Source organism: Nocardia carnea NBRC 14403 (assembly GCF_000308515.1).
GTDB classification, from domain to species: domain Bacteria; phylum Actinomycetota; class Actinomycetes; order Mycobacteriales; family Mycobacteriaceae; genus Nocardia; species Nocardia carnea.
Genome location: NZ_BAFV01000018.1, coordinates 49,449 through 73,340 on the forward strand (window position 1 = coordinate 49,449; position 23,892 = coordinate 73,340).

The 23,892-nt window shown below is 65.2% G+C and carries 31 protein-coding genes; 16 read left to right on the forward strand and 15 right to left on the reverse strand.

Annotated elements, in window-relative coordinates:
- Positions 1 to 312 precede the first annotated feature (312 nt).
- A complete protein-coding gene (locus tag ON22_RS05565; protein ID WP_231508685.1) occupies positions 313 to 1,743 on the reverse strand; it encodes an MFS transporter in 1,431 nt (476 codons plus the stop codon).
- Between the two features lie 46 nt (positions 1,744 to 1,789).
- Here ON22_RS05565 and ON22_RS05570 point away from each other — a divergent pair, with 46 nt between their 5' ends.
- Complete coding sequence (locus ON22_RS05570) at positions 1,790 to 2,395, forward strand: TetR/AcrR family transcriptional regulator (RefSeq protein WP_033245911.1); 606 nt, start codon at positions 1,790 to 1,792, stop codon at positions 2,393 to 2,395.
- 171 nt (positions 2,396 to 2,566) lie between these two features.
- On the opposite strand, the gene ON22_RS36550 is transcribed toward ON22_RS05570, so the two are convergent.
- The gene (locus ON22_RS36550; RefSeq protein ID WP_156052369.1) at positions 2,567 to 2,785 is read right to left on the reverse strand and encodes a hypothetical protein; all 219 of its coding nucleotides are present in this window, start codon (positions 2,783 to 2,785) and stop codon (positions 2,567 to 2,569) included.
- Between the two features lie 231 nt (positions 2,786 to 3,016).
- Here ON22_RS36550 and ON22_RS37495 point away from each other — a divergent pair, with 231 nt between their 5' ends.
- The gene (locus ON22_RS37495; protein ID WP_033245912.1) at positions 3,017 to 3,361 is read left to right on the forward strand and encodes a hypothetical protein; all 345 of its coding nucleotides are present in this window, start codon (positions 3,017 to 3,019) and stop codon (positions 3,359 to 3,361) included.
- A 391-nt stretch (positions 3,362 to 3,752) separates the two neighbouring features.
- Here the strand turns inward: ON22_RS37495 and ON22_RS05580 are convergent, their stop codons facing one another.
- Positions 3,753 to 3,959, reverse strand: a complete 207-nt coding sequence (locus ON22_RS05580) for a hypothetical protein (RefSeq protein ID WP_033245913.1) — start codon at positions 3,957 to 3,959, stop codon at positions 3,753 to 3,755.
- A gap of 41 nt (positions 3,960 to 4,000) precedes the next feature.
- A complete protein-coding gene (locus ON22_RS05585; RefSeq protein WP_033246033.1) occupies positions 4,001 to 4,705 on the reverse strand; it encodes a metal-dependent hydrolase in 705 nt (234 codons plus the stop codon).
- Between the two features lie 614 nt (positions 4,706 to 5,319).
- Here ON22_RS05585 and ON22_RS34410 point away from each other — a divergent pair.
- Entirely contained in the window at positions 5,320 to 5,868 is a 549-nt protein-coding gene (locus ON22_RS34410; RefSeq protein WP_051157188.1) for an Rv3235 family protein, read from the forward strand.
- Between the two features lie 182 nt (positions 5,869 to 6,050).
- On the opposite strand, the gene ON22_RS05595 is transcribed toward ON22_RS34410, so the two are convergent.
- The gene (locus ON22_RS05595; protein ID WP_033245914.1) at positions 6,051 to 6,809 is read right to left on the reverse strand and encodes a hypothetical protein; all 759 of its coding nucleotides are present in this window, start codon (positions 6,807 to 6,809) and stop codon (positions 6,051 to 6,053) included.
- A gap of 475 nt (positions 6,810 to 7,284) precedes the next feature.
- On the opposite strand from ON22_RS05595, the gene ON22_RS05600 reads away from it, so the two are divergent.
- From ON22_RS05600 to ybiA, 4 genes are all read left to right on the forward strand, one after another.
- On the forward strand, positions 7,285 to 8,220 hold the full coding sequence (locus ON22_RS05600) for an NAD(P)-dependent oxidoreductase (protein WP_231508686.1): 936 nt from the start codon (positions 7,285 to 7,287) through the stop codon (positions 8,218 to 8,220).
- Positions 8,221 to 8,236: 16 nt separating this feature from the next.
- Positions 8,237 to 9,118 (forward strand): NAD(P)-dependent oxidoreductase, encoded by an 882-nt coding sequence (locus ON22_RS05605; protein WP_033245915.1) that lies wholly within the window; start codon positions 8,237 to 8,239, stop codon positions 9,116 to 9,118.
- 110 nt (positions 9,119 to 9,228) lie between these two features.
- Positions 9,229 to 10,059 carry an SAM-dependent methyltransferase gene (locus ON22_RS05610; RefSeq protein ID WP_033245916.1) on the forward strand — a complete coding sequence of 277 codons (831 nt, stop codon included), beginning with the start codon at positions 9,229 to 9,231 and terminating at the stop codon, positions 10,057 to 10,059.
- Between the two features lie 79 nt (positions 10,060 to 10,138).
- Complete coding sequence (gene ybiA, locus ON22_RS05615; protein WP_033245917.1) at positions 10,139 to 10,687, forward strand: riboflavin biosynthesis intermediates N-glycosidase; 549 nt, start codon at positions 10,139 to 10,141, stop codon at positions 10,685 to 10,687.
- Positions 10,688 to 10,722: 35 nt separating this feature from the next.
- Here ybiA and ON22_RS05620 read toward each other — a convergent pair whose 3' ends face one another.
- Entirely contained in the window at positions 10,723 to 11,136 is a 414-nt protein-coding gene (locus tag ON22_RS05620; RefSeq protein ID WP_033245918.1) for a VOC family protein, read from the reverse strand.
- A 117-nt stretch (positions 11,137 to 11,253) separates the two neighbouring features.
- Here ON22_RS05620 and ON22_RS05625 point away from each other — a divergent pair, with 117 nt between their 5' ends.
- Both ON22_RS05625 and ON22_RS05630 read left to right on the forward strand, forming a co-directional pair.
- Positions 11,254 to 11,850, forward strand: a complete 597-nt coding sequence (locus tag ON22_RS05625) for a TetR/AcrR family transcriptional regulator (RefSeq protein WP_033245919.1) — start codon at positions 11,254 to 11,256, stop codon at positions 11,848 to 11,850.
- Between the two features lie 109 nt (positions 11,851 to 11,959).
- Positions 11,960 to 13,162 carry a cytochrome P450 gene (locus tag ON22_RS05630; RefSeq protein WP_033245920.1) on the forward strand — a complete coding sequence of 401 codons (1,203 nt, stop codon included), beginning with the start codon at positions 11,960 to 11,962 and terminating at the stop codon, positions 13,160 to 13,162.
- A 198-nt stretch (positions 13,163 to 13,360) separates the two neighbouring features.
- Here the strand turns inward: ON22_RS05630 and ON22_RS05635 are convergent, their stop codons facing one another.
- The gene (locus ON22_RS05635) at positions 13,361 to 14,146 is read right to left on the reverse strand and encodes an oxidoreductase (RefSeq protein ID WP_033245921.1); all 786 of its coding nucleotides are present in this window, start codon (positions 14,144 to 14,146) and stop codon (positions 13,361 to 13,363) included.
- 154 nt (positions 14,147 to 14,300) lie between these two features.
- On the opposite strand from ON22_RS05635, the gene ON22_RS05640 reads away from it, so the two are divergent.
- A complete protein-coding gene (locus ON22_RS05640; RefSeq protein WP_231508687.1) occupies positions 14,301 to 14,870 on the forward strand; it encodes a TetR/AcrR family transcriptional regulator in 570 nt (189 codons plus the stop codon).
- An 86-nt stretch (positions 14,871 to 14,956) separates the two neighbouring features.
- Here the strand turns inward: ON22_RS05640 and ON22_RS05645 are convergent, their stop codons facing one another.
- The 5 genes from ON22_RS05645 to ON22_RS35220 all read right to left on the reverse strand — a co-directional run bounded on the left by ON22_RS05645 (position 14,957) and on the right by ON22_RS35220 (position 19,069).
- Complete coding sequence (locus ON22_RS05645) at positions 14,957 to 15,793, reverse strand: phosphotransferase family protein (protein WP_231508688.1); 837 nt, start codon at positions 15,791 to 15,793, stop codon at positions 14,957 to 14,959.
- A gap of 129 nt (positions 15,794 to 15,922) precedes the next feature.
- Positions 15,923 to 16,855 carry an ESX secretion-associated protein EspG gene (locus tag ON22_RS05650; RefSeq protein WP_033245923.1) on the reverse strand — a complete coding sequence of 311 codons (933 nt, stop codon included), beginning with the start codon at positions 16,853 to 16,855 and terminating at the stop codon, positions 15,923 to 15,925.
- Positions 16,852 to 18,105, reverse strand: coding sequence for a hypothetical protein (locus tag ON22_RS05655; RefSeq protein ID WP_051157189.1), 1,254 nt, complete (start codon positions 18,103 to 18,105; stop codon positions 16,852 to 16,854). Before ON22_RS05655 ends, ON22_RS05650 begins: the two co-directional genes overlap by 4 nt.
- Before the next feature lie 2 nt (positions 18,106 to 18,107).
- Complete coding sequence (locus tag ON22_RS05660; RefSeq protein ID WP_033245924.1) at positions 18,108 to 18,485, reverse strand: hypothetical protein; 378 nt, start codon at positions 18,483 to 18,485, stop codon at positions 18,108 to 18,110.
- 62 nt (positions 18,486 to 18,547) lie between these two features.
- Positions 18,548 to 19,069, reverse strand: a complete 522-nt coding sequence (locus tag ON22_RS35220) for a DUF3558 domain-containing protein (protein ID WP_231508702.1) — start codon at positions 19,067 to 19,069, stop codon at positions 18,548 to 18,550.
- Between ON22_RS35220 and ON22_RS37830 the strand changes: the two genes are divergently transcribed.
- The gene (locus ON22_RS37830; RefSeq protein WP_231508705.1) at positions 18,999 to 19,148 is read left to right on the forward strand and encodes a hypothetical protein; all 150 of its coding nucleotides are present in this window, start codon (positions 18,999 to 19,001) and stop codon (positions 19,146 to 19,148) included. The two genes, ON22_RS35220 and ON22_RS37830, sit on opposite strands and share 71 nt — an antisense overlap.
- Before the next feature lie 145 nt (positions 19,149 to 19,293).
- Here ON22_RS37830 and ON22_RS05670 read toward each other — a convergent pair whose 3' ends face one another.
- Both ON22_RS05670 and ON22_RS05675 read right to left on the reverse strand, forming a co-directional pair.
- Positions 19,294 to 19,500 (reverse strand): DUF397 domain-containing protein, encoded by a 207-nt coding sequence (locus ON22_RS05670; protein WP_033245926.1) that lies wholly within the window; start codon positions 19,498 to 19,500, stop codon positions 19,294 to 19,296.
- Positions 19,497 to 20,378: a helix-turn-helix domain-containing protein gene (locus ON22_RS05675; RefSeq protein ID WP_033245927.1), complete on the reverse strand. Its 882-nt coding sequence runs from the start codon at positions 20,376 to 20,378 to the stop codon at positions 19,497 to 19,499. Before ON22_RS05675 ends, ON22_RS05670 begins: the two co-directional genes overlap by 4 nt.
- 446 nt (positions 20,379 to 20,824) lie before the next feature.
- On the opposite strand from ON22_RS05675, the gene ON22_RS05680 reads away from it, so the two are divergent.
- The 4 genes from ON22_RS05680 (at position 20,825) to ON22_RS05695 (ending at position 22,954) form a co-directional block, all read left to right on the forward strand.
- Entirely contained in the window at positions 20,825 to 21,106 is a 282-nt protein-coding gene (locus ON22_RS05680) for a hypothetical protein (RefSeq protein ID WP_156052370.1), read from the forward strand.
- The gene (locus ON22_RS05685; protein ID WP_033245929.1) at positions 21,103 to 21,660 is read left to right on the forward strand and encodes a hypothetical protein; all 558 of its coding nucleotides are present in this window, start codon (positions 21,103 to 21,105) and stop codon (positions 21,658 to 21,660) included. Before ON22_RS05680 ends, ON22_RS05685 begins: the two co-directional genes overlap by 4 nt.
- A gap of 110 nt (positions 21,661 to 21,770) precedes the next feature.
- Positions 21,771 to 22,070 carry a type II toxin-antitoxin system Phd/YefM family antitoxin gene (locus ON22_RS05690; RefSeq protein WP_033245930.1) on the forward strand — a complete coding sequence of 100 codons (300 nt, stop codon included), beginning with the start codon at positions 21,771 to 21,773 and terminating at the stop codon, positions 22,068 to 22,070.
- 263 nt (positions 22,071 to 22,333) lie between these two features.
- Positions 22,334 to 22,954, forward strand: coding sequence for an antibiotic biosynthesis monooxygenase (locus ON22_RS05695; protein ID WP_033245931.1), 621 nt, complete (start codon positions 22,334 to 22,336; stop codon positions 22,952 to 22,954).
- A 55-nt stretch (positions 22,955 to 23,009) separates the two neighbouring features.
- Here ON22_RS05695 and ON22_RS05700 read toward each other — a convergent pair whose 3' ends face one another.
- A complete protein-coding gene (locus ON22_RS05700) occupies positions 23,010 to 23,399 on the reverse strand; it encodes a winged helix-turn-helix transcriptional regulator (RefSeq protein WP_033245932.1) in 390 nt (129 codons plus the stop codon).
- Between the two features lie 80 nt (positions 23,400 to 23,479).
- Between ON22_RS05700 and ON22_RS05705 the strand changes: the two genes are divergently transcribed.
- Positions 23,480 to 23,890 carry a RidA family protein gene (locus ON22_RS05705; RefSeq protein ID WP_033245933.1) on the forward strand — a complete coding sequence of 137 codons (411 nt, stop codon included), beginning with the start codon at positions 23,480 to 23,482 and terminating at the stop codon, positions 23,888 to 23,890.
- The last annotated feature ends 2 nt before the right edge of the window (positions 23,891 to 23,892 follow it).

Genomic DNA, 23,892 nt, shown 5'->3' on the forward strand with positions numbered 1-23,892 from the left:
GCGTGCCTGCCTCGACTGGACCGAGCGATCCCCCCACCTCGCCGGCAGGCTTGGGTCGGCCGTGATGGCCTCAATGCTGCAACACAACTGGCTACGCCAACGACCTCACGAGACAGGGCGCTCGCCATCACCGACACCGGCAACAACGAGTTGAGCAGGCTCGGCATTTGGCCCAGCCAGTACCGCATGCCCGCATGATCGATCCGCGCCCCGCCGCGTGTTTACAATAGGGTCATTTCCGGGCAGCTCCCCGGCCGTAAACATCGATGACCAGCGATTATTATGGCCAGTCTTGTCCGAGAATGCATCGATTTATGGACAGGGTTGCGCGATATTGCGGTGGGCGGGCAGCAGCACGGTGGCGGCCGCGGCTGCCACCATCGCCACCGCGATCGCGGTGAATGCCCGGTTGTAGCCGTCCAAAGTGTTGCCCGGCGCGGCGACCGTGATCAGCACCGCCAGTCCCAGCGCCGCGCCGATCTGCTTGGTGGTGTTCATCAATCCCGCCGCCGCGCCCGCATCCTCACCGGCCACCCCGGCGGTGACCGCGGTGGTGACTGGGGTGTTCAACAGGCCCGCCCCGATGCTGAACACCACCGCCGGGCAGAGGATCCCGGCCACATAACTGCTGCCGGGGTGCAGCTGGGCCTGCCATACGAAGCCGGCCGCCGCCACCAGAGCCCCCACTCCGATCAGCAGCCGGGTATCGATCGACCGCATCAGCCATGGGGTGATCCACACGCCGATCATGATGGCGATCAAGGTGTGGGGCAGGAACGCCAGCCCGGTCTGCAGCGGGCTGTAGCCGAGGCCGGACTGCATCGACAGCGTGAGAAAAAACCACATCGGATTCAGGCAGGCACCGGTCAACAGCAGGATCAGATTCCCCGCGGTCACCGACCGGATCCGAAACAGGCGCAGCGGGATCAGCGGCGCACGTACCCACCGCGCCTCCACCACCACGAAACCCGCCAGTAGGGCAACGCCTGCGGCGATCCCGGCCAGCGTGGACATCGCGGTCCAGCTAAGGACCGCGGCCTGTCCGACTCCGTATGTCAGTGCGGCAAGCCCTGCGGTGACCAGCACGGCCCCCGCGACATCCAGCTGCGGCCGGACCGCCGGGCGGTCGGTGGTGATCACCCGTACCGCGACCACGAGCGCGAGGATCCCGATCGGGACGTTGATCAGCAGCGTCGCCCGCCACGACCACCACTCGGTCAGCACGCCGCCCAACAGGTTTCCCGCGGTGCCGCCGGCCATCCCGAGCGCGGCCCATACCGCCAACGCCCGCGTACGGGCCGGACCCTCGGCAAAGGTCGAGGTCACGATCGCCAATGTCACCGGTGCCAACGCCGCCGCCCCCACGCCCTGCACCGCCCGCGCGCCGAGCAGCCACGCCCCTGAATCGGCCATACCGCCGACCAGGCTCGCCGCGGTGAACACCACCAACCCCGCCATCAGCAACCGCCGCCGCCCGAACAGGTCCGCCAGCCGCCCACCCAGCAGTAGCAACCCCGCGAACACCAGCGCATAGGCATTGACCACCCACCCCAACGCGACCTCACTCAGCCCCAGCGCCGAACGCATCGACGGCAGCGCCACATTCACCACCGAAATATCGAGCACCACCATGAACTGAGCCCCGCACACCACCACCAACACCACCACCGGCCGCACCACAGAACCAGCACCGGCCTCCGGGCTCGGGTCGAGCCGCATACCCACCTCCAAAGTGATACGCATGTATCATATACACTTGTATCAAACTTTGAGGCCAGGAGGAACCGCGGTGCCCAGAACTGCCGACCACACCGCCCGACGTACCCAGATCGCCGATGCCCTGGTCCGCGTCGCCGCCCGCGACGGCCTGCACGCGGTCACCATGCGCTCGGTCGCCACCGAAGCGGGCATCTCACTGCGCCTGGTGCAGTACTACTTCCACACCAAAACCGGACTCCTGCTCGGCGCGCTGGAGCACCTCGAACAGCAATCCCACCAACGCTGGAACCACCGCCTCGCCGACCTCCCCGACCCGCCACCACCCCGCGCGTTCGTCGAAGCGTTCCTCGCCGAAGCCCTACCCACCGACGAACCCAGCCGGATCTTCCACCTCGTCGGCACCTCCTACGCCATGCTCGCCCTCACTGACCCCGACCTCGCCGCCTCCCCCTTCGCCGCCGGAATCAACCGTCTCCAACAACAACTCACCGAGGCCCTCACCCACGCCGCCGCCGACGGCGAACTCGCTCCCGGACTCGATCCGAACCAGGAAGCCGCGCGCCTGGTCGCCCTGACCAACGGCATCGGCACCAGCATCCTGGCCGGCCAACACACCCCCGACACCGCGACAGCGCTCCTGCGCTACCACCTCCACCAACTCTTCACCCTCGCCTGAACCACACGCCGGATGCCGAACGTTCACAAATCGGCGGTTACTGGACATGGAGAGCCGCTCGAAAATTGCTGACCAGCGATCAATCCGGACACCGATGTTCAAAAATGCATCAGTTCTTGGACGGCACAGAGGGGTTGCACCGAGTGCCAGAACGCCGATTCGACGAATCAATCAACTCAGTCTGGCGCTGAGTTGGGCACCGAGTTCGCGAAAGCCCAAGGCGAGCGCGACATAGGCCAGCGTGGCCGGGCCCAGCACTTCTTCCAGGCAGATCATTGCTCGCGGCGAGATCGCCACATCCACGGGCTCGGCCGAGGAGAATGAAACCGGCGCCCCGGCCAGCCCTTCCCATAGAGCGTGGGCTCTTGTCAGCACCGAGTTCGTTGGCATGGCCGCATTCTGCTCACTCGCGCGACCCAAGGCGACCTATATTCCACGCCTCGACCAGGGGCGCCGCGGATTCGACCACTGGAGGAATCCCGGGCCGACGCCGGGGCCGGTATCGGTGTTCAGAAAAGGGTATTTCCGAACGGAACTCCGGTCCTCACCATCGCTGACCAGCGATGATGACGACCCAATCCGTCCAATAATGCATCGATTGTTGGACGGTTCCTGAGTTTGGTGAAGCGCGACGAGATGCTGTTCCCGATCGGGGTCGTGGCCGAACGCACGGGGCTTTCGGTCAAAACGATTCGGTTCTACTCCGACCATCTGACCCACGAGGAGATCCTGGGGCGATCGCAGTTCTGCAGGGTCGATCGGCGGGCCTACGAATTCGAGCGTGTATGGACGGTCGAACAGGCCATCGGCTACCTGTACTCGACATCGCTACCGCTTCGTCGCGCATTGGGAGAACAGCGGCCGGCGTTCGAACATGCCGTCCGCGAGGAACTGCTCACGCTCGATCCGAGCGGACGGTTCGTCGAACCGGTGACCCTGGAGGTGTTGACGGCCACGCGGCCATAGGGCGATCGGATCGGGGGCCGGAACTATCTCTCGAGTTCCGGTCCGGCAACCACCGGCGCTACGCCTGCACCGGAGTGTCGCAGCAGCAGCTGTTCATCAAAGGGGGATTTACGGGCATTCTGGAGCCCAGAATCATCGTTGAACAGCGATGATCAACCCGCCTGTTTTCAAAAATGCCTCATTTTATGAACAGCACTGTCAATGTAGGGCCCGCGACTCCTTCGGAAGATGAATGGCATCCTCGTGGCGTGGCCGCGCCGGTGGATCTGACAGCGTTGGAGTTGCCGTGGAGGCTGACGCTGGAGCAAGGGCGGGAAGCGTTGATGCGCTTGCCCGTACTTCACGTGCCAGGTTCGGCAGACGGATCGGGCCGCGGACGCCACGCCGAGATTCACGCCCAGAGTTCCCACATGATCAGCGAGCTTGCCAGCCGCTCGACCAGTTCCGTGCAGATGTCCACGGTGGCCTGCACGTTGGTTACCCGTTTGCCGTAGCACAGCACCGCCGCGCGGATTGCAGGGCGGAGATCTCCGGTCGGTAGAGCGCGGCGAATCGTGCGTTCCAGGTGGGGTCCATGCGCGACGGTGATCCTGACCATGACGCGACGCTGCGCGCAGCGCTCCGGACTGCTGTATCAGGCTATTGGGGTACTGCGTAGAGGTAGAACAGAGCGATCGTGACCAGGCCCATCGCCGGGGTGAGGACCCAGGTCTCCACCTTGTTCCCGGTGCGGGAGATGATCGGGACGGCCAGGCGGGGCTTCAGCGGCCACAGCAGCGGGCAGCCGCGGTCGGTGAGGCAATCGCCGACGATATGGATGAGGGCGCCGAGGCCGATGGCGAACGGGAGCCAGTACGGGGAGTCCGGGAGCCAGCGGTCCATCAAAACCGTGCCGCCGCCCGCCAGCAGTACGCACAGGCCCCAGGCGCGGAAGGAATCACCCCGCGGTGTCAGATGCAGGGCCCGGATACCGAAGGCGAGCATGACGAAGATGACGCCGAGCGTGAAGTATCTGCCCAGATAATTCACACCCGCCCAGGTCGCCCAGCCCGCCAGCAGGACGAACAGCAATCCGTGCGTGCCCTTGCGATGTCCTCCGGAGATGGTCGCGACCCCCTTCGCCACGGCATTGCTCAACGGGCCCAGTGAATCCCCGATCGTGCCGCCGGGATGATCGATATCGGGCAACAGCGCCGCACCGGCCGTGATCAGGGCCCCCAGGATCAATTCGAGTGCGCTGACATCTACAGGGCCGCGCACGAATTCCATCACCGGGACGGGTACGACGGTAGCGGCGGTGGCGAATGCCAATGCGCCGCTGGTGGCATGGGAATGGCCGAGCAAAACATCTCCCGGTATCAAGGTGCGATCGGACGTAGCGATCAAAGTTAGCAATCGATGCCGACAACCCGGACCGGCGCACGACGCGCCGGAACCCGGCGTGCACGAGACACGCCGCGACGACGGTGGTTTCGGTGAAAAGCTCCTGGTTACCCCTGTACCCCGGAATCCATCGATGCAATGCTGGCGCGACCGGAGCGCCTGTGGAGCGATCCGTTCTCGCCAGGGGGTGTCGAATGCGTGATGGCCGGCCGATTCTGTATCGGGTGCCCGATTTCGAACCGTCGACGGAACCGTGTGCGGAGTTACCGCCCGCGCGGCCCTGTGGGATGGAGCCGCCTGCCGTGCCGCCGCCGTCGGGAACACCGTCGCCCGGAGTGCCGCCGGCTGGAGCGCAGTCGCCGGGACCGTCGTCGGCTGCAACGTTGTCGCCCGAAGTGCAGCCGGCTGGAGCGGTATCGGCCGGAGGGTCGTCGGCTGGAGCGCTCTCTCCGGGACCGTCGTCGGCTGGAAGGCTGTCGCCCGGAGCGCAGCCGCCCGGGGCGCTCTCGGCCGAAGCTCCATCGGGGAGAACGCTCTCGCCCGGAGCCCAGCCGCCGGCCCCGGGGACGCCGTCGGTGCGGGCCGGTACACGGAGGAGCAACAGCGGCCGCGGGGCGAAACCGGCGCCGAGCGAATCCCCCGGTGCAGTCTCTGCTGCACCGGCATCTACTTGCGCCCCCGCGGAAACACCCGCTGGTTGCCGTCCCCGTATCGACCGCAAATCCCTGCGCGCCAACCGCAGCGCACCGGCGGGGATCCGCCGCGCACACCGCGCCGGACATACCGCCGACGCCCGCACCGAGCCGAGCGAAGCAAGGGCATTCGCCGGCAGGGCTATACGCATCCTGCTGGAGGTCCTGGATCGCCGCCGCCCGGTAGCGCAACTGAACACCCTGTGTGCGCCCGCCCTGGTACACACGGTCGGTGTCCTGGTAGCGGGCGATCACGCCCCCAGCCGGACACTGGGCACCGCAGCACTCACCAAGTTCCGCCTGTTCCCGGCCGGCGACCACGCATTCGAACTGATAGCCATGTACCAGCGCGGCCCCCGCCGGCTCGCCCTCGCCGGCCGCGTCGATCACACGGCAACCGGCTGGAAGCTCACCGCCCTACGCCTGACCTGATCGCCTACCGGTCGTTTCCTTTGCTGGAGACTCGGATGTCGTCCAGGGCGATGTCCGCGAAACTGCGATCCTGTCGAATCGGGCGATCAGTGCATGTTCGATCCCGGCGCACAGCAGTGGCGAAATCACGCCGGCCGAGGTGGTTGGTAGGTCGCGCGGGGTGGCTACCGGCCGGGACGGTATCAGGTATCCAGTTCGTAGGTGTCGATGAATTCCTGGCCGCCGATGAGGTAACGATCCAGGCTGATCTCATCCGGTTTCTCCGGATCGAAGGGCGTGCCGATCTTGCCGCCGACGTCGGCGTACTGTGGTTCGCCCCACGGGGCCATGATCTCGATCGGGTGACCGGTGTCGTTCGGGATTGCGCGTATCTTTCCTTTCGCTCGATACACTCCGGCTTCCTCGGTCTCCTCGTGCCGTTGCCGGAAATGGGTTCGGGCGGCGTCGATATCCGTTTCGGCTGCCTTGTAGATATATTCCTCGCCGCCCGGGTTCGTGATGACGACCTGGCCCGCTCGGGTGCGATTGGTGGTTTCTCGGGTGCCATCCGCCAGAACGGTTTCGACGAGCTCACCCTCCTCCGCGATACGGGCGCGGACCAAACTTTTCTTCCGGTAGATCGGAGCCTCCGCGAGTTTGGCCGTGTAGTCGGGTGTGGCGAGATCGAGTCGCACTCTCCGCTCCGGATTCGAGCCGCTCGCATTGGTCGGCTTACCGATATCGCTGCCCGCCGGTGGGGTGGGATTCGGGGTTCGGCCGGTTTCTGCCAGAGATCTGGCCGCAGCGGCGTCGCTCCGCTCGAAGGCGTTGCCTGCATCGCGCGCCGTGTCGGCGGCCCGGCGCGTGGGTAATTCGTGAGCGCGGGTGTAATTCGGTGCGAGCTGCTTCAATTTCTGGATCAGCTCCGCTGCCACTTCCCCCCATGATTTTCCCGCACCCATCGCTGATTCCTCCGATTACTTGCCGGCAACACTCGATCAGCGGAATAGGTGCGCATATCGGACGCAGTCGATCCGCGTGCCCGGATTTCTGCTGCCCTGTCACGGATTATTGTCCGCGATTCTGAAATTGCAGGCCGTCCCGGCCGGGCGCTTCCGGTGCCGGGTCCCGTCCGGTGTGGTACCCGTTGCCGACGACAGTACTGAATGGATCCGCCTCAACCTATTCGTTCCCGGGGGATATTCAGAAGTTGGTGCTTTTTTCACATTCCGAGAATCACTTTTGTTCCCGATGCACAATTTCGCTTAGCCCAGGAAGTCGACCCGGGGAGGCCCGCTCGGGCGGCTCACATTGTGATGTGGGACACTCATCGCCTCGTGATGTCCTTCGGGAGCAGTTCGCTTACCTGAAGGTGGGGTATCGCACCGGAAGGTGGGTACTTGCCGGTGCTGCTGCCTGCGCTGAGACTCGGTCCCTGTGAACGAGACTGCGGAATCCCCGCGAACAGCGCGTACCGGAACCGCATCGGCCGCTCGGCAGGTCCCGGTGACTGTGCTCGGTACGGGATCGATGGGGCGGGCGCTCGCCGGAGCCTTGCTCGTGGCCGGGCATCCGACCACCGTTTGGAACCGCACTCCGCACCGAGTGGCGCCGCTGGTGGCCGCGGGTGCCGAGCATCAGATCGCCGTCGCGGATGCCCTCTCCGCAAGCCCGGTCGTCATCAGCTGCACCAGCAGCTTCCGGTCTGCACGCGAAAGTCTGGCGGGCGCCGAGCGCCGGTTGGCCGGACGGACCTTGATCACCCTCAACAGCGGCACCCCTGCCGAGGCTCGGGAATTCGCGGAATGGGTGAAAAGCTGCGGGGCGCGCTTCCTCGGCGGGGCGATCAAGAATGTGCCCTCGGCCGTCGGAAAGCCGGACACATTGTTGTATTTCGGCGGTGAACGAGCGGTTTTCGACGCTCACCGGGCAACATTGCGGGCTCTGGGCGGCGACCTCGTGCATCTGGGTGACGACCCGGATCTGGCCGCCCTCTACGAGTCGGCCGTCGGCGCGACCCTTCTTCCCGCGTTGCTCGGATTCTTCGAAGGCGCAGCGTTACTGGCCACGCGTGGTATCGAAGCGCAGACGATGGTGCCGTACTCCATCAAATGGTTGCGGATGATCGAGTCGCTACTACCGATCATGGCAGGGGAAATCGACGACCGGGACTACACCCGGCTCGGTTCATCGGTCGCGTTGTCCCACGACGCGATCCCCTCCGACGAGCAGCTCAGCGCAGCATCGGGTGTCGATATGTCCTGGCACGCCTCAATGCACGAACTGTTGCATCGAGCGGTTGCCGAAGGTCGAGGCGAGCAGAGCATCACCGCGTTGATCGAGCTCCTGGCCTCTCGCCGGTCCAACCACTGAGTAAGGAAACGCTGATATGACGCAAGCAGCAGCCGGCCCGGTGACCGTGATAGGGCTGGGACCGATGGGACAGGCGATGGTCGAGTCATTACGGGCTTCCGGCCTGGCGGTCACTGTCTGGAACCGCAGCCCGGAAAAAGCAGACGCTATGAAGGAATTCGGCGCCACCCGTGCGAATACGGTCGCGCAGGCGCTGGACGCGGGCGAAGTGATCCTGCTCAGCCTGACCGACTACGCCGCCATGTACGACGTGCTCGGTCCGGCCGCCGGCCACCTGCCGGGCAAGACGATCGTCAATCTCTCGTCGGATACGCCGGACGAGACTCGTGCGGCAGCGGCGTGGGTTCGTGCGCGCGGCGGTCGCTTCCTCGCGGGTGGAGTGATGGCCGACGGAGACGGCCTCGGCGGGCCGGACTCCTTCATCTTCTACAGCGGCGAGCGAGCGGCTTTCGACGCGTGCGTCGAGGTAGTCCGTCCGCTCGGCCGGCCCGAGTATCTGGGCGTGGATGTCGGGCTCGCGCAGCTGTACTACCAGTCCGTGTTCGCAATTTTCTCGTCCGGGCTACTCGCCTTCGAACAAGCGCTGGCCATGATCGATCGCTCGGGTGAACCGATCGCGCGGTTCATGCCGTTCGCACAACAATCGATGGGCGATATGACGGCGCTGTACGCCGCGGTTGCCGCCACGGCCACCGATTCCGGCGGCCGGCGGGATATCGGCCATCTGCGCATGATGACGGCCGGTGCCGGGCATGTGGCCGAGACTGCCGCCGCCGTCGGAGTCGGTACGGGCTTGGCACGCGCGGTACAGAACCATTGGCATCAGGCGTTGTCCGAAAGCTTGCGGACCGGTGAGCCGGTATCGACCTTCCAGCTGCTGCGAGGTGATTCCACCTGAGCGGTCCGGAGGCTGCGTCCGTGGGGATCGGAGCGAACTGGTTGTGGGACAAAGGTTCGCCCGGCTGCATACCATGAGGACACGGGAGGCTCCGTCGACGGGAGAGCGTGATGAACGACAATGCGGGCGTGGTGGATCCGAATACACCGAGCATCGCGCGGGTGTACGACTATCTACTCGGGGGGAAGGACAACTATCCGGTCGACCAGAAGATCGGCGATCATTTCAAGGTCGATCTGCCCGGCTCGGTCGCTATCGCTTTCGGGAACAGGCAGGCGCTGGTGCGGGGTGTACGTGATATCGCCCGCAGTGGGGTGAAACAGTTCATCGACCTGGGCAGTGGTCTGCCGACGGCCGATAACGTGCACCAGGTCGCGGCTCGGTACATCGACGGGGCGAAGGTCGTCTACATCGACAACGATCCCATTGTGCTGGCGCACGGCCGATCGCTGCTGGCCACCGATGACAGCACCACCGTGGTCCAGGCAGATGTGCGTGAGCCGGAACAGATTCGCAACAGCGACGAGGTGCGCCGGCTCATCGATTTCGACCAGCCGGTGGCGATGGTGTTCAGCGCGATCCTGCACCACCTCAACGACGACGAAGACCCGCGCGGTGTCGTTTCTTATTGGTGCGATCAGATTCCTTCCGGAAGTCAGGTGTTCATATCGCATTTCCGGTCCGGCGGTAATGCGGAGACCGAGGCGGCGGAACAGAAATTACAGTCGACGTTCGGGCGCGGCCGCTGGCGCACCGACGACGAAATCCGGGAACTGTTCGGTGACCTTGAAATACTGGCGCCGGGAATCGTGCCCGCGGTGCTGTGGCGGCCGGATACCGCGGACGAATCCGATACACCGATGAGCAGTATCGGTACGGCGGACCGGGAACTGACCGTCTGGGATCAGCTCATCTCGGCCGGTCTGGCCCGCAAACCGTGAGTGCCTGACAGAGGCTGCGACTGGTCCGGGGCCGGAAAACGTCGTGCTTTTCCGGAGTGTTCGGAGCAGACTCGGACGAATGCAGGCGCGTAGTGTCGGCGAATTGATCGCTGCTTCCGACCGTGAGCGGGTCAAGTACCTGCCTTTCTGGGGCCACCAGCCGCGTCCCGACGGAAGGGCCGGCGCGAGTTGCCTGAGCCAATGGTGGCCGGTGCGGTTCACTGTCGACGGGGTGGATTTTGCGACGGCCGAGCATTACATGATGTGGCGGAAGGCTTTGCTCTTCGACGATAACGACATCGCGGAGAAGGTATCGGCCGCACCGCATCCGGGGGCGGCCAAGAATCTGGGTCGCAGTATCCGGGGGTTCGCCGAGGATACGTGGGTGGAACACCGGTACGGCATCGTGGTGAGCGGCAATCTGGCGAAGTTCGGTCAGCACCCGGAGTTGAAGCGGTTCCTGCTGGATACCGGGGATCGGGTCCTGGTGGAGGCCAGCCCGGTGGACCGGATCTGGGGTGTCGGGTTGACCGCGGGCGATCCCCGAGTCGAGAACCCCGCAGAGTGGAAAGGGCTGAATCTTCTCGGGTTCGCGCTGATGGAAACCCGGGCGGTGCTGCGGGGCTGACGGCCGCCGGCTTCGGGCCCGTGGCCGGGTGCTCATCAGTCGTGGGCGCGCGCTGAGGTCGGGCGGTGGGCTCGGAGGTCCACGGGGCGGCCGTCGGGGTCGTGCGCAGTCACGGTCCACTGGGTGGGGAGGGTTTCGATGGGGCCCACCTGTGCTCCGGCGGATAGCAGTACCTCGCGTACGGTGCACAGCTGTTCATAGGTCGAGACGCGCAGACCCCAGCCGGCGCGGCCGAGAGGGTCCGGTCGAGAAGGGGCTGGACAGCTCGTTTCCACCAGCATGAGGTGGTCGGCGCCGCCGACATCGAGTATCGCGACCCGAGGGGCCTCGGCTGTGGCGGGACGTTCGAAGGCGAGCCGGGCGCCGAGTAGGCCCGTGTAGAACGCGGCGAGCCGGTCGAGATCTGTTGTCGCCAAGGTCAGATGGTTTATTCCGAGAAGTTCGGGCATGGTGCGCTGAGCGTAATTCGAGGATTGTGGCGAAGTCCAGTGTGCGGACTGCCTGCTTTGTCCTGATAGCGGATGTGTTTACGCTGCTTGTCCGGATATCGGTGGATCGGAGGACAGATGGTCGGCGGAAACGAGGCGGGTGGCCGGAAGCGGGATTCCGCGGCTACCCGGGCCGCGATTCTGGGGGCGGCGCAGGAATTGTTCGCCGACCGGGGGTATGAGCGCACGACGGTGCGTGATATCGCGACCCGGGCGGGTGTGAATCAGGCGTTGCTGTTCCGGTATTTCGGGAACAAGGACGAACTGTTCCGGGCGACCATGACCGATCGGGGCCGGTCGCTGCTCGAATCCGGGTCTGTGGAGACATTGTTGTCCAGATTGCTGGAGAAGTCGCTGGAGCCGAGTGCTGTGGCCGCGCATGGGAATTGGTTGCAGGCGGCGCTGCGGTCCAGCGGGCACGAAGCGAGTGCGTCGGTGATTCGCCGGGAGTTGGGGGAGGAGTACATCCGGGCGTTGTCGTCGCTGACCGATGGGGAGGGCGCGGAGTTGCGGGCCGATCTGCTGTTGGCTTGGTTGCTCGGTATCGGGATGGTGCGTTCGGTGCTGCGCCGGGAGCCGCTGGCCGGTGCCGATCCGGCCGAGATTGCGGGATATGTGCTGCGTGCGGCGGGTGTGCTGCTGGAACGCAACGATCCGGGATTCCCTCCGGAGTAAGGGGATCGCATCGTTGACGCGTGATCCCCCACACCCTTACCCTAGCTAAGTAAGCAATCGCTTACATCGCTGGGTGTCCGGTCCCCGGGCGCCGCGGAAGGGAGATCGCATGACCGTGAACACCGAGGTGCGCCACTACCCCTTCGGTGCACCGGAACGTCTCGATATGGACCCGCTCTACGCGAAACTGCGCCGCGAAGAGCCGGTCAGCCGGGTCGAGCTGCCCTACGGCGGCCAGGGCTGGCTGGTCACCCGCTACGACGACGTGCGCACGGTGCTCGGCGATCCGCGGTTCAGCCGCGCGGCAACGGTTGGTCGCGAAGACGTCCCGCGCGCCACTCCCGCGCCCGCCCAGGCCGATTCACTGCTGAGTCTCGACCCGCCCGAGCACAGTCGGCTGCGCAAACTGGTCGCCAAGGCATTCACCGGCCGCCGGGTAGCGGAACTGCGCCCGCGCACCCGGCAGATCGTCGACGAGAAACTCGGCGATATGGAACGCGCCGGTTCCCCCGCCGACCTGGTACAGGGGCTGGCCCTGCCGCTACCGGTCACCGTGATCTGCGAAATGCTCGGCGTACCGGCCCGGGAACAGCACCGTTTCCGCGATTTCTCCGACGCGATCCTGTCCACCACCGCCTACACCCGCGAGCAGATCGAAGCCGCCCGTGGCTCGCTCGAGGGCTACCTCGCCGAACAGGTCGCCCAACGCCGCGAACACCCCACCGACGATCTGCTCGGCGCCCTGGTCGCGGCCCGTGACGACGAGGACCGGCTGAGCGAGAAGGAACTGGTCAACCTGGGGGTCGGGATCCTCATCGCGGGCCACGAGACCACGGCCAATCAGATCGCCAACTTCACCTACGTCCTGCTCACTCAGCGCGAATACTGGGACCAGCTGCGCGCCGACCCCGAGCTGATCCCGGGCGCGGTCGAGGAACTGCTGCGGCACACCCAGCTCGGCGCCGGAGGCGGGCAGCCGCGGGTGGCGACCGAGGATGTGGTGCTCAGCGGGGTCACGGTGCGGGCGGGGGAGGCGGTGTTCGTGCACACCCAATCCGCCAACCGGGACGAAGCCGTGTTCGACGATCCCGAAACGCTCGATCTGACCCGGCAGCGCAACCCGCATATCGCGTTCGGGTACGGGGCGCATCACTGCCTCGGCGCACAGCTGGCGCGGATCGAACTCCAGGTCGCGATGGAGGCGTTGCTGGAACGGCTCCCGGGGTTGCGTCTCGCGGTGCCGGTGGACGAGGTTCCGTGGAAGTCGGGGCTGTTGGTGCGTGGCCCGGAGAAGCTACTCGTTACTTGGTGAGCATTCCGTCGCCGGGCGCGCCACCGTGCCCGGCGACGTGGTCGCATCGCACGGGATCACGCCCGGTCGAAGGTGATCTTCCGGTGGAAGCACACACGGTCTTGTCCGGGGCCGTCTCGCAGGTATGCCCTGGTTATGCCTGCGCATTACCGGCTCGCACAGCATCGGGCGGACGGCCAGATGAAGGACGTCGGTGCGTCACACAGACTTGATCGCACCCCCGTCGATGATGTGGTCCGCCCCAGTGGTGCTGCCTGCGAGCGGTGAAACGAGGTACGCAACAAGGTCAGCGACCTCCGCAGGCTTCACGAGCCTGCCGGTGACCATCCCCATGGCTGTGGGGAGGTTGTTCATCAATTGCTCCCGACTCAGGCCCATGGACTCGGCGAGCTCAGCTCCATAGCCATCCGAGGATTCCCACATGTGAGTCCGGACAGGGCCAGGTGAGACTGTGTTGATGCGCACTCCTTGCGGGCCGAACTCTTCCGCTACTGCCTTCCCGAAGGCGGTGAGCGCAGCCTTGGCGGTGGTGTAGGTGATCGGGCCGGCATGCGGGATTCGGGCACCGTTGGATGAGATATTGACGATCGCGCCGCGGCCTTCCAGAAGATGCGGCAGTGCGGCCCGCGTGGTGCGGACTGCCGCCAGGAAGTTCAAGTCGAACGCGCTGCTCCACTGCTGATCGGTGAAGGCGAGGAACCCGCCGGTCTGGCCACCGCCGTCACCACCCCCGACGTTGTTGACCAGCACATCGAGCCGCCCATACTCTGCCTCCGCCCGTTCGATGAGCTGAGCAGGGCCGTCGGGAGTGGACAGGTCGACGGACACACTGAGCGCACCCGTGGCCTGCAGCTCGGGTGTGATCGTCCGTGCTGCCGCCAGCACGCGCATTCCTTCGCCGATCAAGGCCGAAACCGTGGCCAATCCGATTCCTCGGCTTGCGCCGGTCACGACAGCGACCTTGCCGTCCATCTGCAGATCCATGAGCCCTCCAAGTTCAATTGACGTCATCAGTGATGCGACTAGCCTAAAAGTTGCGACACGTTTGTTGCAAATTGAGTGTGAGTGGCGACTGTAACGTAGCCTGGAGGGGTCATGAGGAGGAGGTCACATGGAGCAGGAGAGGCGAGTACGGCCTATGCGCGCAGACGCCGAGCGGACAGCGAAGGCGATCCTCGAGGCCGCGGAACGCGTGCTGAGCGCCAATCCCGCAGCCACCATGGAACAGATCGCGGAGGCTGCGGGCGTCGCCCGGACCACCGTGCATCGTCGGTTCACCGGCCGCGAGGCCCTCGTCGATGCCATGACAGCCTGGGCCACTCAGCAGTTCCACGACGCCGTCACCAGCGCCCGGCCCGAGACCGCTCCGCCGATGGTCGCGCTGTATCAGGTGACCGCAAATGTGCTCCGGGTCAAGATCGGCTGGGGCTTCGCCATGAACGCCATCAAGCCTGAGGATTCCGAGGCTGCACGCGTACATGCGGACGTGCTTGACCAGTGCGACCGCCTCTTCCGGCGGCTGCAGCACACAGGTGCCCTACGGCCCGACACCGACCTGGCATGGGCTCGGCGCACGTACTACGCGCTGATCCACGAAGCCGCACAGACCCAGCCCGCCGACGCCCGAGACGTGGATGAACTGGCAACGCTCGTAGTGGACACACTGCTGACCGGCGTCGGCCAGCGGCCGCCGAAGCCCAACGTCTAGAAGAGCACCCGGAGTCGTCGCCCACGGTTACGGGAAACCCTCATCGAATCGTTGGCGACCGTCAACAACGCGCTGGCCCGCAACAACTAGCTCATCATTCTGGCAATCATCCGACGACCGTGCTCCTCGAACGGGCTGTCACCTATCCCATGCGCCCAGACCACCGTCGTGATCGCCTGATACATCCATTCGAGTTCGAGAACCTCGATATCTTCCTCGCCGAAATCGCGTCCGAGTCCGGTGGTGAACGCCGCGGCCAGATCTGGTCTTGCGGAGAACTGCTGGGACTGTAACCGCACCAGGTCGCTGGTCCAATGCCGCTGCTCCGCGCGGCCGAAGTCGATCACTGCGAACTCGCCGTCGTGGAGTAGCCAGTTACGCGGGTGGTAGTCACCGTGGGTGAACGACAGTCGGACCGGCCGAGAAGCTGTGCGCATCAGTCGTTTCCCGAGCTCGTCGAGATGGCCGGCGCTGACCAGTCCGGCGGCGTCCGCGACCGACCGAAGCCCCCGATCCCGCAGCCTGTCGACGTAATCCGGGGACACGTCCCCCGGGACCAGCAGGGCATCGAGTGCCTGTCCGGCCTTGAGGTAAGTCGACGGAGTCCATTCCGCCGCAGTACCTTCGACGAGCTCGCCCGGCAGATAGGTCGCGACGAGGACCTTCTCCTCCACGTCGGCGTGGACGAGGCGCGGTACCGCGACAGTGGACGACGACAGGAACGACCGATGCGCTGCGATCTCTCGATCGATGTGGTGACTCGTCCGGGAAGCCTTGACGATGAAGTCGCCGCCGTCCGCACGGATCCGCAGAACCGTCGTATCCTGCAGCGGCCACGAGTGGTCCGCGACGACCTTCCAGCTCGCGAACCAGCTATCCAGTAAGGCCCGGTGGGTTTCCGACAGAGCATCTTTTCCCAGCACCGCGCCAGCCTAGAACGCCCGTGGTGGTCGAGAATCCGCCGCCTGCGACAGTCCTGCCGCCGATCGATCGCCCGCACGGCGAAATCGCCGATGAGGCGGGGGCATCGGTCCGGCGGCGCACTCTGAAGTTCAGGCGAGCCAGCCGCGCTGGTTGCGTTCCTGGAAATAGGCGTCGTCGGCGTCGATGTCTTCCTGAGAGAGCACGCGCCGTGCGGATGCCTGTGCAGGCAGCTCGCGGCGGGGGTGGGGAGTTTCGTGAGGGATGACCTGCTGCGGGGACGACGCCCGCTGCGGTGCTGTCCGGCGGACTGTGCCGATCGCGTGCTGGATGCGCCGGGTGATCTCATCCGGGGACCCGGGGGCGAGGGTGAAATCTTCGCTGCTGTGTTTGATCAGCAGGTAGCGCCCGTCCTGCGGGAGCAGGTCCATCCAGTGGAAACCGTGCGGGTTTCCGGTAGGGCGGGAATCGATGGCGGGGCCTGCGAAGATGCCGATTTCGCCCACGCCCGATCGTGGCCGGCGCAGGATCTGGTTGATCTGTTCGATTCGCGATATCCGGCTCGGGTGCCGTGAGTACTCGATCTGTCCGATATCGGATCGGGTGCCGCGGACTGTCGTCGAGAAACGGCCCGGTGCGCAGCGCGGTAGGCACGCTACGACCCTCGCGGCCAACTCGTGTGGCGCACAGGATTGCAGGTGGATATCGCCGCCGTACTCCTTCGTCGAGCCGGGTGCCTGGACGGCGAGGGTCGCGGACTGCCCGGTGATACCGGCATGGATCCGCACCACTCGTTCGAAACCCCGGTCGTACGCTCCATGCACCTCGATCCGGACCTGCGGTTCGAGCAATACGCGGAGAGCACGGAGCATGTTGTCGTCCGCCAAGGTCTGCAGCCGCTGCGCCGCCGACGCTCGGGCGCGTTCATACTCTTCGGCGGTCGGCGGTGTTTCGCTGGGCCCCAGCGGCAGAACTCGGATCGGGTAAGGCAACCGGTCGCGCTCGAACCGGTGCACCGCCTGGATGAACATCTCCCCGTCCAGGCGCCACTGTAGGTCGTTCACCCGCCGATCACCCCGCCCGGAGGCAATGCCGGCGGCTGGGTGCCGAGCAGTTCGCTACCGCGGTCGTAGATCAGGTAGTCGGGGATTTCGTGCTCGTCGTCGTCCTGGCCGTTACCGCGCGCGGCGCCGGGCGACATCATGCCGGGCATTCCGGTGCGACCGGCACGGTTGCTGCTGTTGGCGGGCGCGGTCGCGGCAGGTGCCCCGGCCGGTTTGTTCGGGTTGCCGCCGGGCACTGTCTGCCCGGGGATATGGGGTGCGGTGGTTTGCGGGGCACCCGAGGGCATTCCGGACGGCGTTCCTGCCGGAAATCCGGGACTGCCGGGCGCCGTGGGTGATCCGGTGGTCAGAGAAGGAGTTGTCGGGGTCGTCGGGGTTGTCGACTGAGGAGTCGTCGATTGCGGTGTGGTGCTCTGCGGTTCGGTCGACTGCGGTTCGGTGGACTGCGGGTCCTCACCGGTCGGCTGCTGCTGCCCGGGGTCCTCGGTGTTCGTACCGGTGTCGGTGCCGTTGTTGTTCCCGTTGGTGGTGTTGTTGCCCTGCGGGAAGTCGGTGCCCTGCGGTTTACTGCCGTCGTCCACGGGTTTCACCGGTTCCGGAAGCACAGGTGTCTTGCGGTCTACTTCCTCCGCGCCCGGCTCGTAGTAAGTGGTCATTACACGCCGAGCAGTATCCTGGGCCTCATCGGCACGGTGTTGTGGGGTTTTGAAAAAGTCGTCGGGCAATACACTGACGATATTGTCACGTATGGTCACGTTGTCCGGTTCGCCTACCGAGGCTTTGGCCTGGCCGAGGTAGGTTTCTATCAGGTCGAGGCTGTGCGCGACCAACCGGAAACTCGCGACCAACGGTATGAGCGAGTTGCTGAATGCCCGGACCCCGTTGACGGCGGCGGTGGCGGACTGGCCGTTCCAGCCGGTGTCCAGGTCTTCGTTGACGGCTTTGAGGAAGTCCTGGTTGGCGGTTTCGGTGAGATCGGCGAGGCTTCGCCACGCCAACGCCTTATCGTTGATCAGCCCCGCGTTGACACCTTGGAGCAGATCCCAGATCTGCTGATGGGTCATGGCCTCGAAACCGTCTTTCTCGAGGATTGCGGGCGGCGCGTACTGTCCACCGAAATCGGTGACCAACCCGAGCCATTCCCCGTTGACGGCGACCCGGTTGTCACCCCATTGTTTGTCCTGGTCCTCGATGAGCTGGTTGTCGTTCTCCTGGTTCTGCTCGGCTTCGTCGCCGCCGAAAAAGCTCATGATCAGACCCCCGTATTACCCAGAGCGCTGGACGTGGACTGATCGGTTTCTTCGATCTGCTTGCAGGACAGCTCGAAGGTCTGCTTCATCAAGTTCACGATGTCGATCGCGGTCTTCAAACGGTTTGCCGCCGAATCTGGATCCTCAACCGCCTTCTTGGCGAACTTGTCTCGCAGAAACTGGGCGGACCGTACACCGCCGAAGCCTTCGACGACCTTCAGGTCATCGGTCTGGCTGAGCGCGTCTTCCAGACGGGTCGCGAAGGCGTCGCAGTGCGCTGCCAGTTTGGCGGCGATATCGGATTCCATCCGTAGTTCGCCGCTTTCGGCCTGGGTTTTCAGGTTTTGCCACTGTTGCAGCATCGCGACTTGCTCGGTCATGTCCTCCCCCTGTGAAGCAGCATCCCGCGACAGTAGGCGGAACAGGTTTTCGTCTGCACTGTCTAGTCCGGCAAGTACGGTTCCAGCGTCTGCGCGTGTTGGACGGCCAGCCCACATGGCGGTGATTCCGGCAGCGAATCCCGTTTGCCGTAGCGCCAATCCGCGTAGATCATCAGTCCACCCCTCGCCATGGGCAAGCCGACGTAGCAGCGGCGGATGGGGTTCTCGTTGCCGGTGGGGTAGAAGGTGAGCCCGGGCCGATCGTTGACCTGTACATCGGTGAAGCCGGTCACCTGATCGTTCTGGCGGAACTCATCCAGCGTGAAGACAAAGGACCCGATTCCGATGTAGTACGGACGACCGTCGGCGGGCTCCCAGGAGCACATACGTACCGCAGCTCGATCGCCGGGGGCATCGAACCTCGTCGACTTCGTCTCTGGACTGGCTCCGGTTGCCTCCAGTGCCTCTGTCGAGAGTTCAGAACAGGGATTCCACTCGACGCGCGGCTCCCCGGTGGTTGTACTCGGTCCCGCCGACGCCGACTCCCCACCGACCGTGCAACCGGCGACCAGTCCGGCCGCCACCATCGCGACCACCGCGTTCCCCACTGCCTTTATGTACTGCCTGCTCGCGGTGCGCATACCCCTCCTGCCCAGCGTGTGAACGATCCACACAAACCGGCCCTCACGATACAGGCTCGCCCTCCTGCCTGATACTGCCGCGCATCCTCGATGAGTCGGCACCCCGGCGCCCACCCGGGCACCGCCATATGAACGCGGACTTCGGGTCCTGACCAATCCAGGCGGAGTCAGGCGGGAGCGGCTCCGCGGTTTCGGAGGTAAGCCGTGAACGCGGCCCAGTCGGCGAAGCTGAATGTCAATGCCGGACCGGCTGGGTTCTTCGAGTCCCGGACACCGACGTTCGCATCCTGCAGCCAGGCGACCTCCACGCACTCGTTGCCCGAGCCGCTGTAGGACGACTTGAACCATTGCGCGCCGGATAGTGTGACAGTCACTGTTCGTATCTCCTTGCCAACTGCCGCAGCAGGTCTCTCGATCGTTGCTCGTCCAGTGTGGCGCATTTCAGATCGCGATGAATGTCGCGGTAACGCTTCACATCGGCGTCGTCCTCGAAAAACATCGATCCGATCGGGTTCTCGCAGTACACCACGGGGGGCTCCATGCTGTCGGCCGGGAAGTCGAGAATGATGTATGGGAGGACCGGCACAACTTCACCTGGGAATCCAGCGGCCGACGGCAGTATTCGTATGGTGACGTTGGGGCGAGTACCCATATCGGCGATGTGACGTAGCTGCTTGGCCATAATCCTCTGGGTCCCGACAACCGTATGCAAGACGCTCTCATGGAGAAGGAACTCTGCCGTGACCGTCCTGCGCTGTCTGGTCAGAATGGCCGTCCGTCGCAGTCGGACCTCCGCACGGAGTTCGAGATCCTCTGCCGTATTTCCCGGCATTGTCGGACGTTCGATCCCTCTGGCGTAATCAGCCGTCTGCATCAGGCCTGGAATGATCACAGGTTGGTACGAATGCAATAGGGTGGCGCCGGATTCGAGGCCGAGATAGGTGCCGTACCCCGGCAGCATCAGGTGCCGTGAAGCCTGCCACCATGACTTGGTCGCCGACTGCTGCGCGAGCGCTTTCAGCTCGTCTATCCGCTTCTCCGAGAGTTCGTACAGCTGTCCGAACCCCTCCACATCCCGCAACCGAACCTTCTCGTTGTGCCCCTTCTCAATCCGGATAACCGACGTCTTGCTCATCTCCATTTCCTGCGCAGCCTGTTCCAGGGTGAACCCCACTCCCTGCCGCGCTTCGCGTAGCGCCCGGCCCAACTGCCGTCGAGGCAGGGTGGAACCAGGTTGTTCGTCTCGTGCCATAACTCCCCTTCCCCTTGTCGGCCGGAAAGCCCAGGACGCGGTCCGATTCGGACGTTTCCTCGGAGCGAAACGGTCCGTAACCCAGGCATTCCACCGACACGAATCGGACTGTCCCGCTGAACTGTTCATTCCGGCGAATCACCGCAACTCAACCAGATGGACGAACGGTACGGAAGGCCTCTGAGCAGCGGAATTCGGCCGGAATGCGCCAAGTGTTCGGCCGGCAGCACCTCGGCGTCGGTCGCAGTGAACTCGCTCGCCGCGTTCCGCCCCGAACGACTGTGCACGGGACTTCGGACCGCGGCGATACGGAACGGACCTGATCGCGGTCCGATTCGTACCGTCGTGATGGACCGGGCGTTCCGGTCGCTGGGCGGACAGTCCAATTGAATCGGGCTGTCCCGCTGAGCCTTACGGCAGGACGTTCGGAGCGGACGATAGCCCGCATGGTGGATCGATGCGGAAGCCCTCTGGCGGGGCAATTGCGGCACTCCGGTGGCAGAACCCATAGCGCAGAACTGGGGGAGTGGCGTGCGGTGTGGCAGCGGGATCGGCAGCTGATCCGGATCATTCGGGTGCGTAACGTCGCCGACGATCGCACCGTGCTCGCGGTGAGCGATCCGGGGGCCGCGCCGGATCTGGCCGAGGTGCGGGAACGGTTTCCGGAACTCTCCGCCCTGTGGGATGTGGTCCGGCATCAGTTCTGGGCGCAGGGGACTGCCGGGTGAGCGCGATCCGGTACCCCGACGACGAGTCCATCGGCGAAATCACCGCGCACTTTCTGCTGTCGATGCCCGCGACTTTGCTGCCGATGTTGTACGGATTCCGCTTCGACGGCGAAACTGTCGACGCCGAATGCGCTGCCGTCGATCTCACGGGCGACCGAGGCGACGACGAACCGAATCCGATCCACGTGCGGGCCGCGCAGCTGCGGAAGGTGCTGGGACCAGACATGTTCGGGTTCGGTCTCGTCTTCGTGGTGTGCGGCGATCAGCTCGAGGATCGGGTGGAGAACCGGCATATACCCGAACCGGTCCGGGTCGCGGCCCGGCAACTCCCCGGTGCCGGTGACCTGATCGTCGCCGTTGTCATGGACGCGACCGGCCGGCAATGGTGGGCCGTCGCCGACCGCTACCTGATCGAGCTGGACCCGGTACGTATCCACGTGCCCGCCGCGGCACCGGCCGACTGGCGGATACCCGCAACGCTCGATGCCTCCCTGTGGACCGCCGCGCTCGCGCTCGACGAAACCAACCACCCGCACCTGCTCCAGTGCTGGTGAGGGGTCACGCGGCCGCGAGGGTTGCCGCGTTGCCTGCAGATCATCGTCCGGTAGGTCCGGGCTCGAGTCATGCATCCCTGGTGACACATTTTGGTGACACCATTCGGCTCATGGCCGCTATCCCGATCCGTGAGGTGTCCCATCACACCGCGCGGATGCTGGCCTTGGTCAAGGCCGGTGAAACAGTCGAGATAACCGAGCGCGGCATGGTGATCGGCAGGGTCGTGCCGGTGGATCCATCGCGTGATATCCGAGTTCGGGTGATTGCAGAAGGGCGGATGCGCTCGGCCTCGCAAGGGCGGGCGGAGCTGATTGCGGGCCTCCGGCGCAGGCTGGAACAGGCAGGCGCCGACGATGCGGGCAGTGTCAGCGCGGCGCTGCAAGAACTGCGCGACAGCGAGCGGATTTGACCGTGCTGGTCGCGTTGACCAGCGGCTGGGTGACGCCGCGACAGCGGCGGGATTGATTTGGGTGGCGCCCCGACGGCGGTCCCGGCAGTGCTTGCGCGGTCACTCCGACGGCGACCGTCGATATGGGGACCGGACACCCTGTGAAACCTGCGAGTTGTGAAACGGCGATCGGATACCCCTTGTCTGCGCGATGGTGGGAGAGCAGGGTGTAGAGGGCCGGTGGTGCCACCGGGGTGCCGCCCCGAGTAGAGAGGGGGTGGGTCGTGTTCGCGCGATCTACCAGAATTCAGGCGACACCCTCCGCTATCGATTCCGGGATCGCGTATATGCGCGATGTTGTTCTGCCCGGGCTGCGGGAAATTCCCGGGTGTATGGGGTTGTCGCTGCTGGTCGACCGGGATACCGGGCATTGCATTGCCACCAGTTCGTGGGAATCGCAGGAATCGATGGACGCGAGCAAGGATCGGATCGCTCCCATCCGTGATCGGGGGCTTGCGACATTCGGCGGCAGTGCGCAGATCCAGGACTGGGAGATCGCCGGACTGCATCGGGCGCACCGGGTGGGTGAGGGGGCGTGCGTGCGCGCGACCTGGGTGAAGACCGAGCCGAGCCGCCTCGATTCGGCGGTGCATACTTACAAGTCCGCCACCCTTCCCGCGATGGAGCAGCTCGACGGGTTCTGCAGTGCGAGTCTGCTGATCAACCGCCGGACGGGCCGCGCGGTCTCGTGCACCAGCTACGAGAATGCCGCGGCGATGCGGGCGAGCCGGGAGCAGTCGGCGTCGCTACGGGTAGATGCGGCCCGGCAGGCCGGGGTCGAAGCACTCGACGTGCGGGAGTTCGAATTGCCGCTCGCGCACCTGCGGGTGCCGGAAATGGCGTGAACGCGGGGTCAGGACCGGGGTGCGCGTCGAACACGGGACGGTCTGCGACGCGGTGCTACAGCGCCGGTTGATCCGCGTCCAGCCGGTCGTCGAATTCCTCGCGGGCGCGTTCGACCTCGGGCAATGTGCCGGTCGCCCAGTTCAGGAGTGCGTCGAGGAGATCCTGTAGCGATCTGCCGAGCGGTGTCAGGCGGTATTCGACCGCGACGGGGCGGGTGCTGGTGACGATCCGCTCGATCATCCCGTTGCGTTCGAGGCGGCGCAGCGCGGTGGTGAGCGATTTCTGCGTCACCACCGGTATGGCCCGGCGGAGGCCGTTGAAGCGCAACGGTCCGTACTCGCACAGGGCGTCGAGGATCCGCAGCGACCATTTGTCGAGCACCTGATCGAGCAGGTCGCGGTGCTGTGGGGTGAGCTGCGGGGCCGGTGCGGTGGTTTCCGTCATGAAACCTAGTCTCGTTGAAGTTACCTTTGGGCACCAGGTAGAAATCGGATACCTGATTCTACCAGCGAAAGAGACACCCGATGACAGTGCAGCTGCTCACCCCCGAAGGTATGTTCGCGCCCGTTCCGTATCACCACGTCTCGATCGGTACCGGCACCCGCCAGGTGCACGTCGCCGGACAGATCGCGCGCGACGCCGACGGTAACCCCGTCGCGACCGGTGACCTCGCCGGCCAGGTCGCGCACGCCCTGCGCAGTACGGCGCGCGGTCTGGCGGGGGCGGGCGCAACGTTCGCCGATGTCGTACGCCTGCGGTTCTTCGTCACGAACTGGAGCCCGGACAAGTACGAGGACTTCGTCGCCGGTATCGACAGCGTCGTGGCCGAGTTGGGGATACCCCAGCCGCTACCCCCGCTGTCGGCGATCGGCGTCGACTATCTCTTCGAACCCGACGTGCTGGTCGAGGTGGAGGCATACGCCGTACTCGACTGATC

What these genes read in the sequence shown, in the direction of transcription:
- ON22_RS05630 (WP_033245920.1), top strand. Translation starts at nt 11,960, where the DNA reads ATGACCGTGAACACCGAGGTGCGCCACTACCCCTTCGGTGCACCGGAA.
- ON22_RS05565 (WP_231508685.1), bottom strand. Translation starts at nt 1,743, where the DNA reads ATGCGTATCACTTTGGAGGTGGGTATGCGGCTCGACCCGAGCCCGGAG.
- ON22_RS05660 (WP_033245924.1), bottom strand. Translation starts at nt 18,485, where the DNA reads ATGACCGAGCAAGTCGCGATGCTGCAACAGTGGCAAAACCTGAAAACC.
- ON22_RS36550 (WP_156052369.1), bottom strand. Translation starts at nt 2,785, where the DNA reads ATGCCAACGAACTCGGTGCTGACAAGAGCCCACGCTCTATGGGAAGGG.
- ybiA (WP_033245917.1), top strand. Translation starts at nt 10,139, where the DNA reads ATGCAGGCGCGTAGTGTCGGCGAATTGATCGCTGCTTCCGACCGTGAG.
- ON22_RS05640 (WP_231508687.1), top strand. Translation starts at nt 14,301, where the DNA reads ATGCGCGCAGACGCCGAGCGGACAGCGAAGGCGATCCTCGAGGCCGCG.
- ON22_RS05580 (WP_033245913.1), bottom strand. Translation starts at nt 3,959, where the DNA reads ATGGTCAGGATCACCGTCGCGCATGGACCCCACCTGGAACGCACGATT.
- ON22_RS05635 (WP_033245921.1), bottom strand. Translation starts at nt 14,146, where the DNA reads ATGGATCTGCAGATGGACGGCAAGGTCGCTGTCGTGACCGGCGCAAGC.
- ON22_RS05625 (WP_033245919.1), top strand. Translation starts at nt 11,254, where the DNA reads ATGGTCGGCGGAAACGAGGCGGGTGGCCGGAAGCGGGATTCCGCGGCT.
- ON22_RS05690 (WP_033245930.1), top strand. Translation starts at nt 21,771, where the DNA reads ATGGCCGCTATCCCGATCCGTGAGGTGTCCCATCACACCGCGCGGATG.
- ON22_RS05655 (WP_051157189.1), bottom strand. Translation starts at nt 18,105, where the DNA reads ATGAGCTTTTTCGGCGGCGACGAAGCCGAGCAGAACCAGGAGAACGAC.
- ON22_RS05675 (WP_033245927.1), bottom strand. Translation starts at nt 20,378, where the DNA reads ATGGCACGAGACGAACAACCTGGTTCCACCCTGCCTCGACGGCAGTTG.
- ON22_RS05680 (WP_156052370.1), top strand. Translation starts at nt 20,825, where the DNA reads ATGGTGGATCGATGCGGAAGCCCTCTGGCGGGGCAATTGCGGCACTCC.
- ON22_RS05620 (WP_033245918.1), bottom strand. Translation starts at nt 11,136, where the DNA reads ATGCCCGAACTTCTCGGAATAAACCATCTGACCTTGGCGACAACAGAT.
- ON22_RS05705 (WP_033245933.1), top strand. Translation starts at nt 23,480, where the DNA reads ATGACAGTGCAGCTGCTCACCCCCGAAGGTATGTTCGCGCCCGTTCCG.
- ON22_RS05605 (WP_033245915.1), top strand. Translation starts at nt 8,237, where the DNA reads ATGACGCAAGCAGCAGCCGGCCCGGTGACCGTGATAGGGCTGGGACCG.
- ON22_RS05610 (WP_033245916.1), top strand. Translation starts at nt 9,229, where the DNA reads ATGAACGACAATGCGGGCGTGGTGGATCCGAATACACCGAGCATCGCG.
- ON22_RS05595 (WP_033245914.1), bottom strand. Translation starts at nt 6,809, where the DNA reads ATGGGTGCGGGAAAATCATGGGGGGAAGTGGCAGCGGAGCTGATCCAG.
- ON22_RS05700 (WP_033245932.1), bottom strand. Translation starts at nt 23,399, where the DNA reads ATGACGGAAACCACCGCACCGGCCCCGCAGCTCACCCCACAGCACCGC.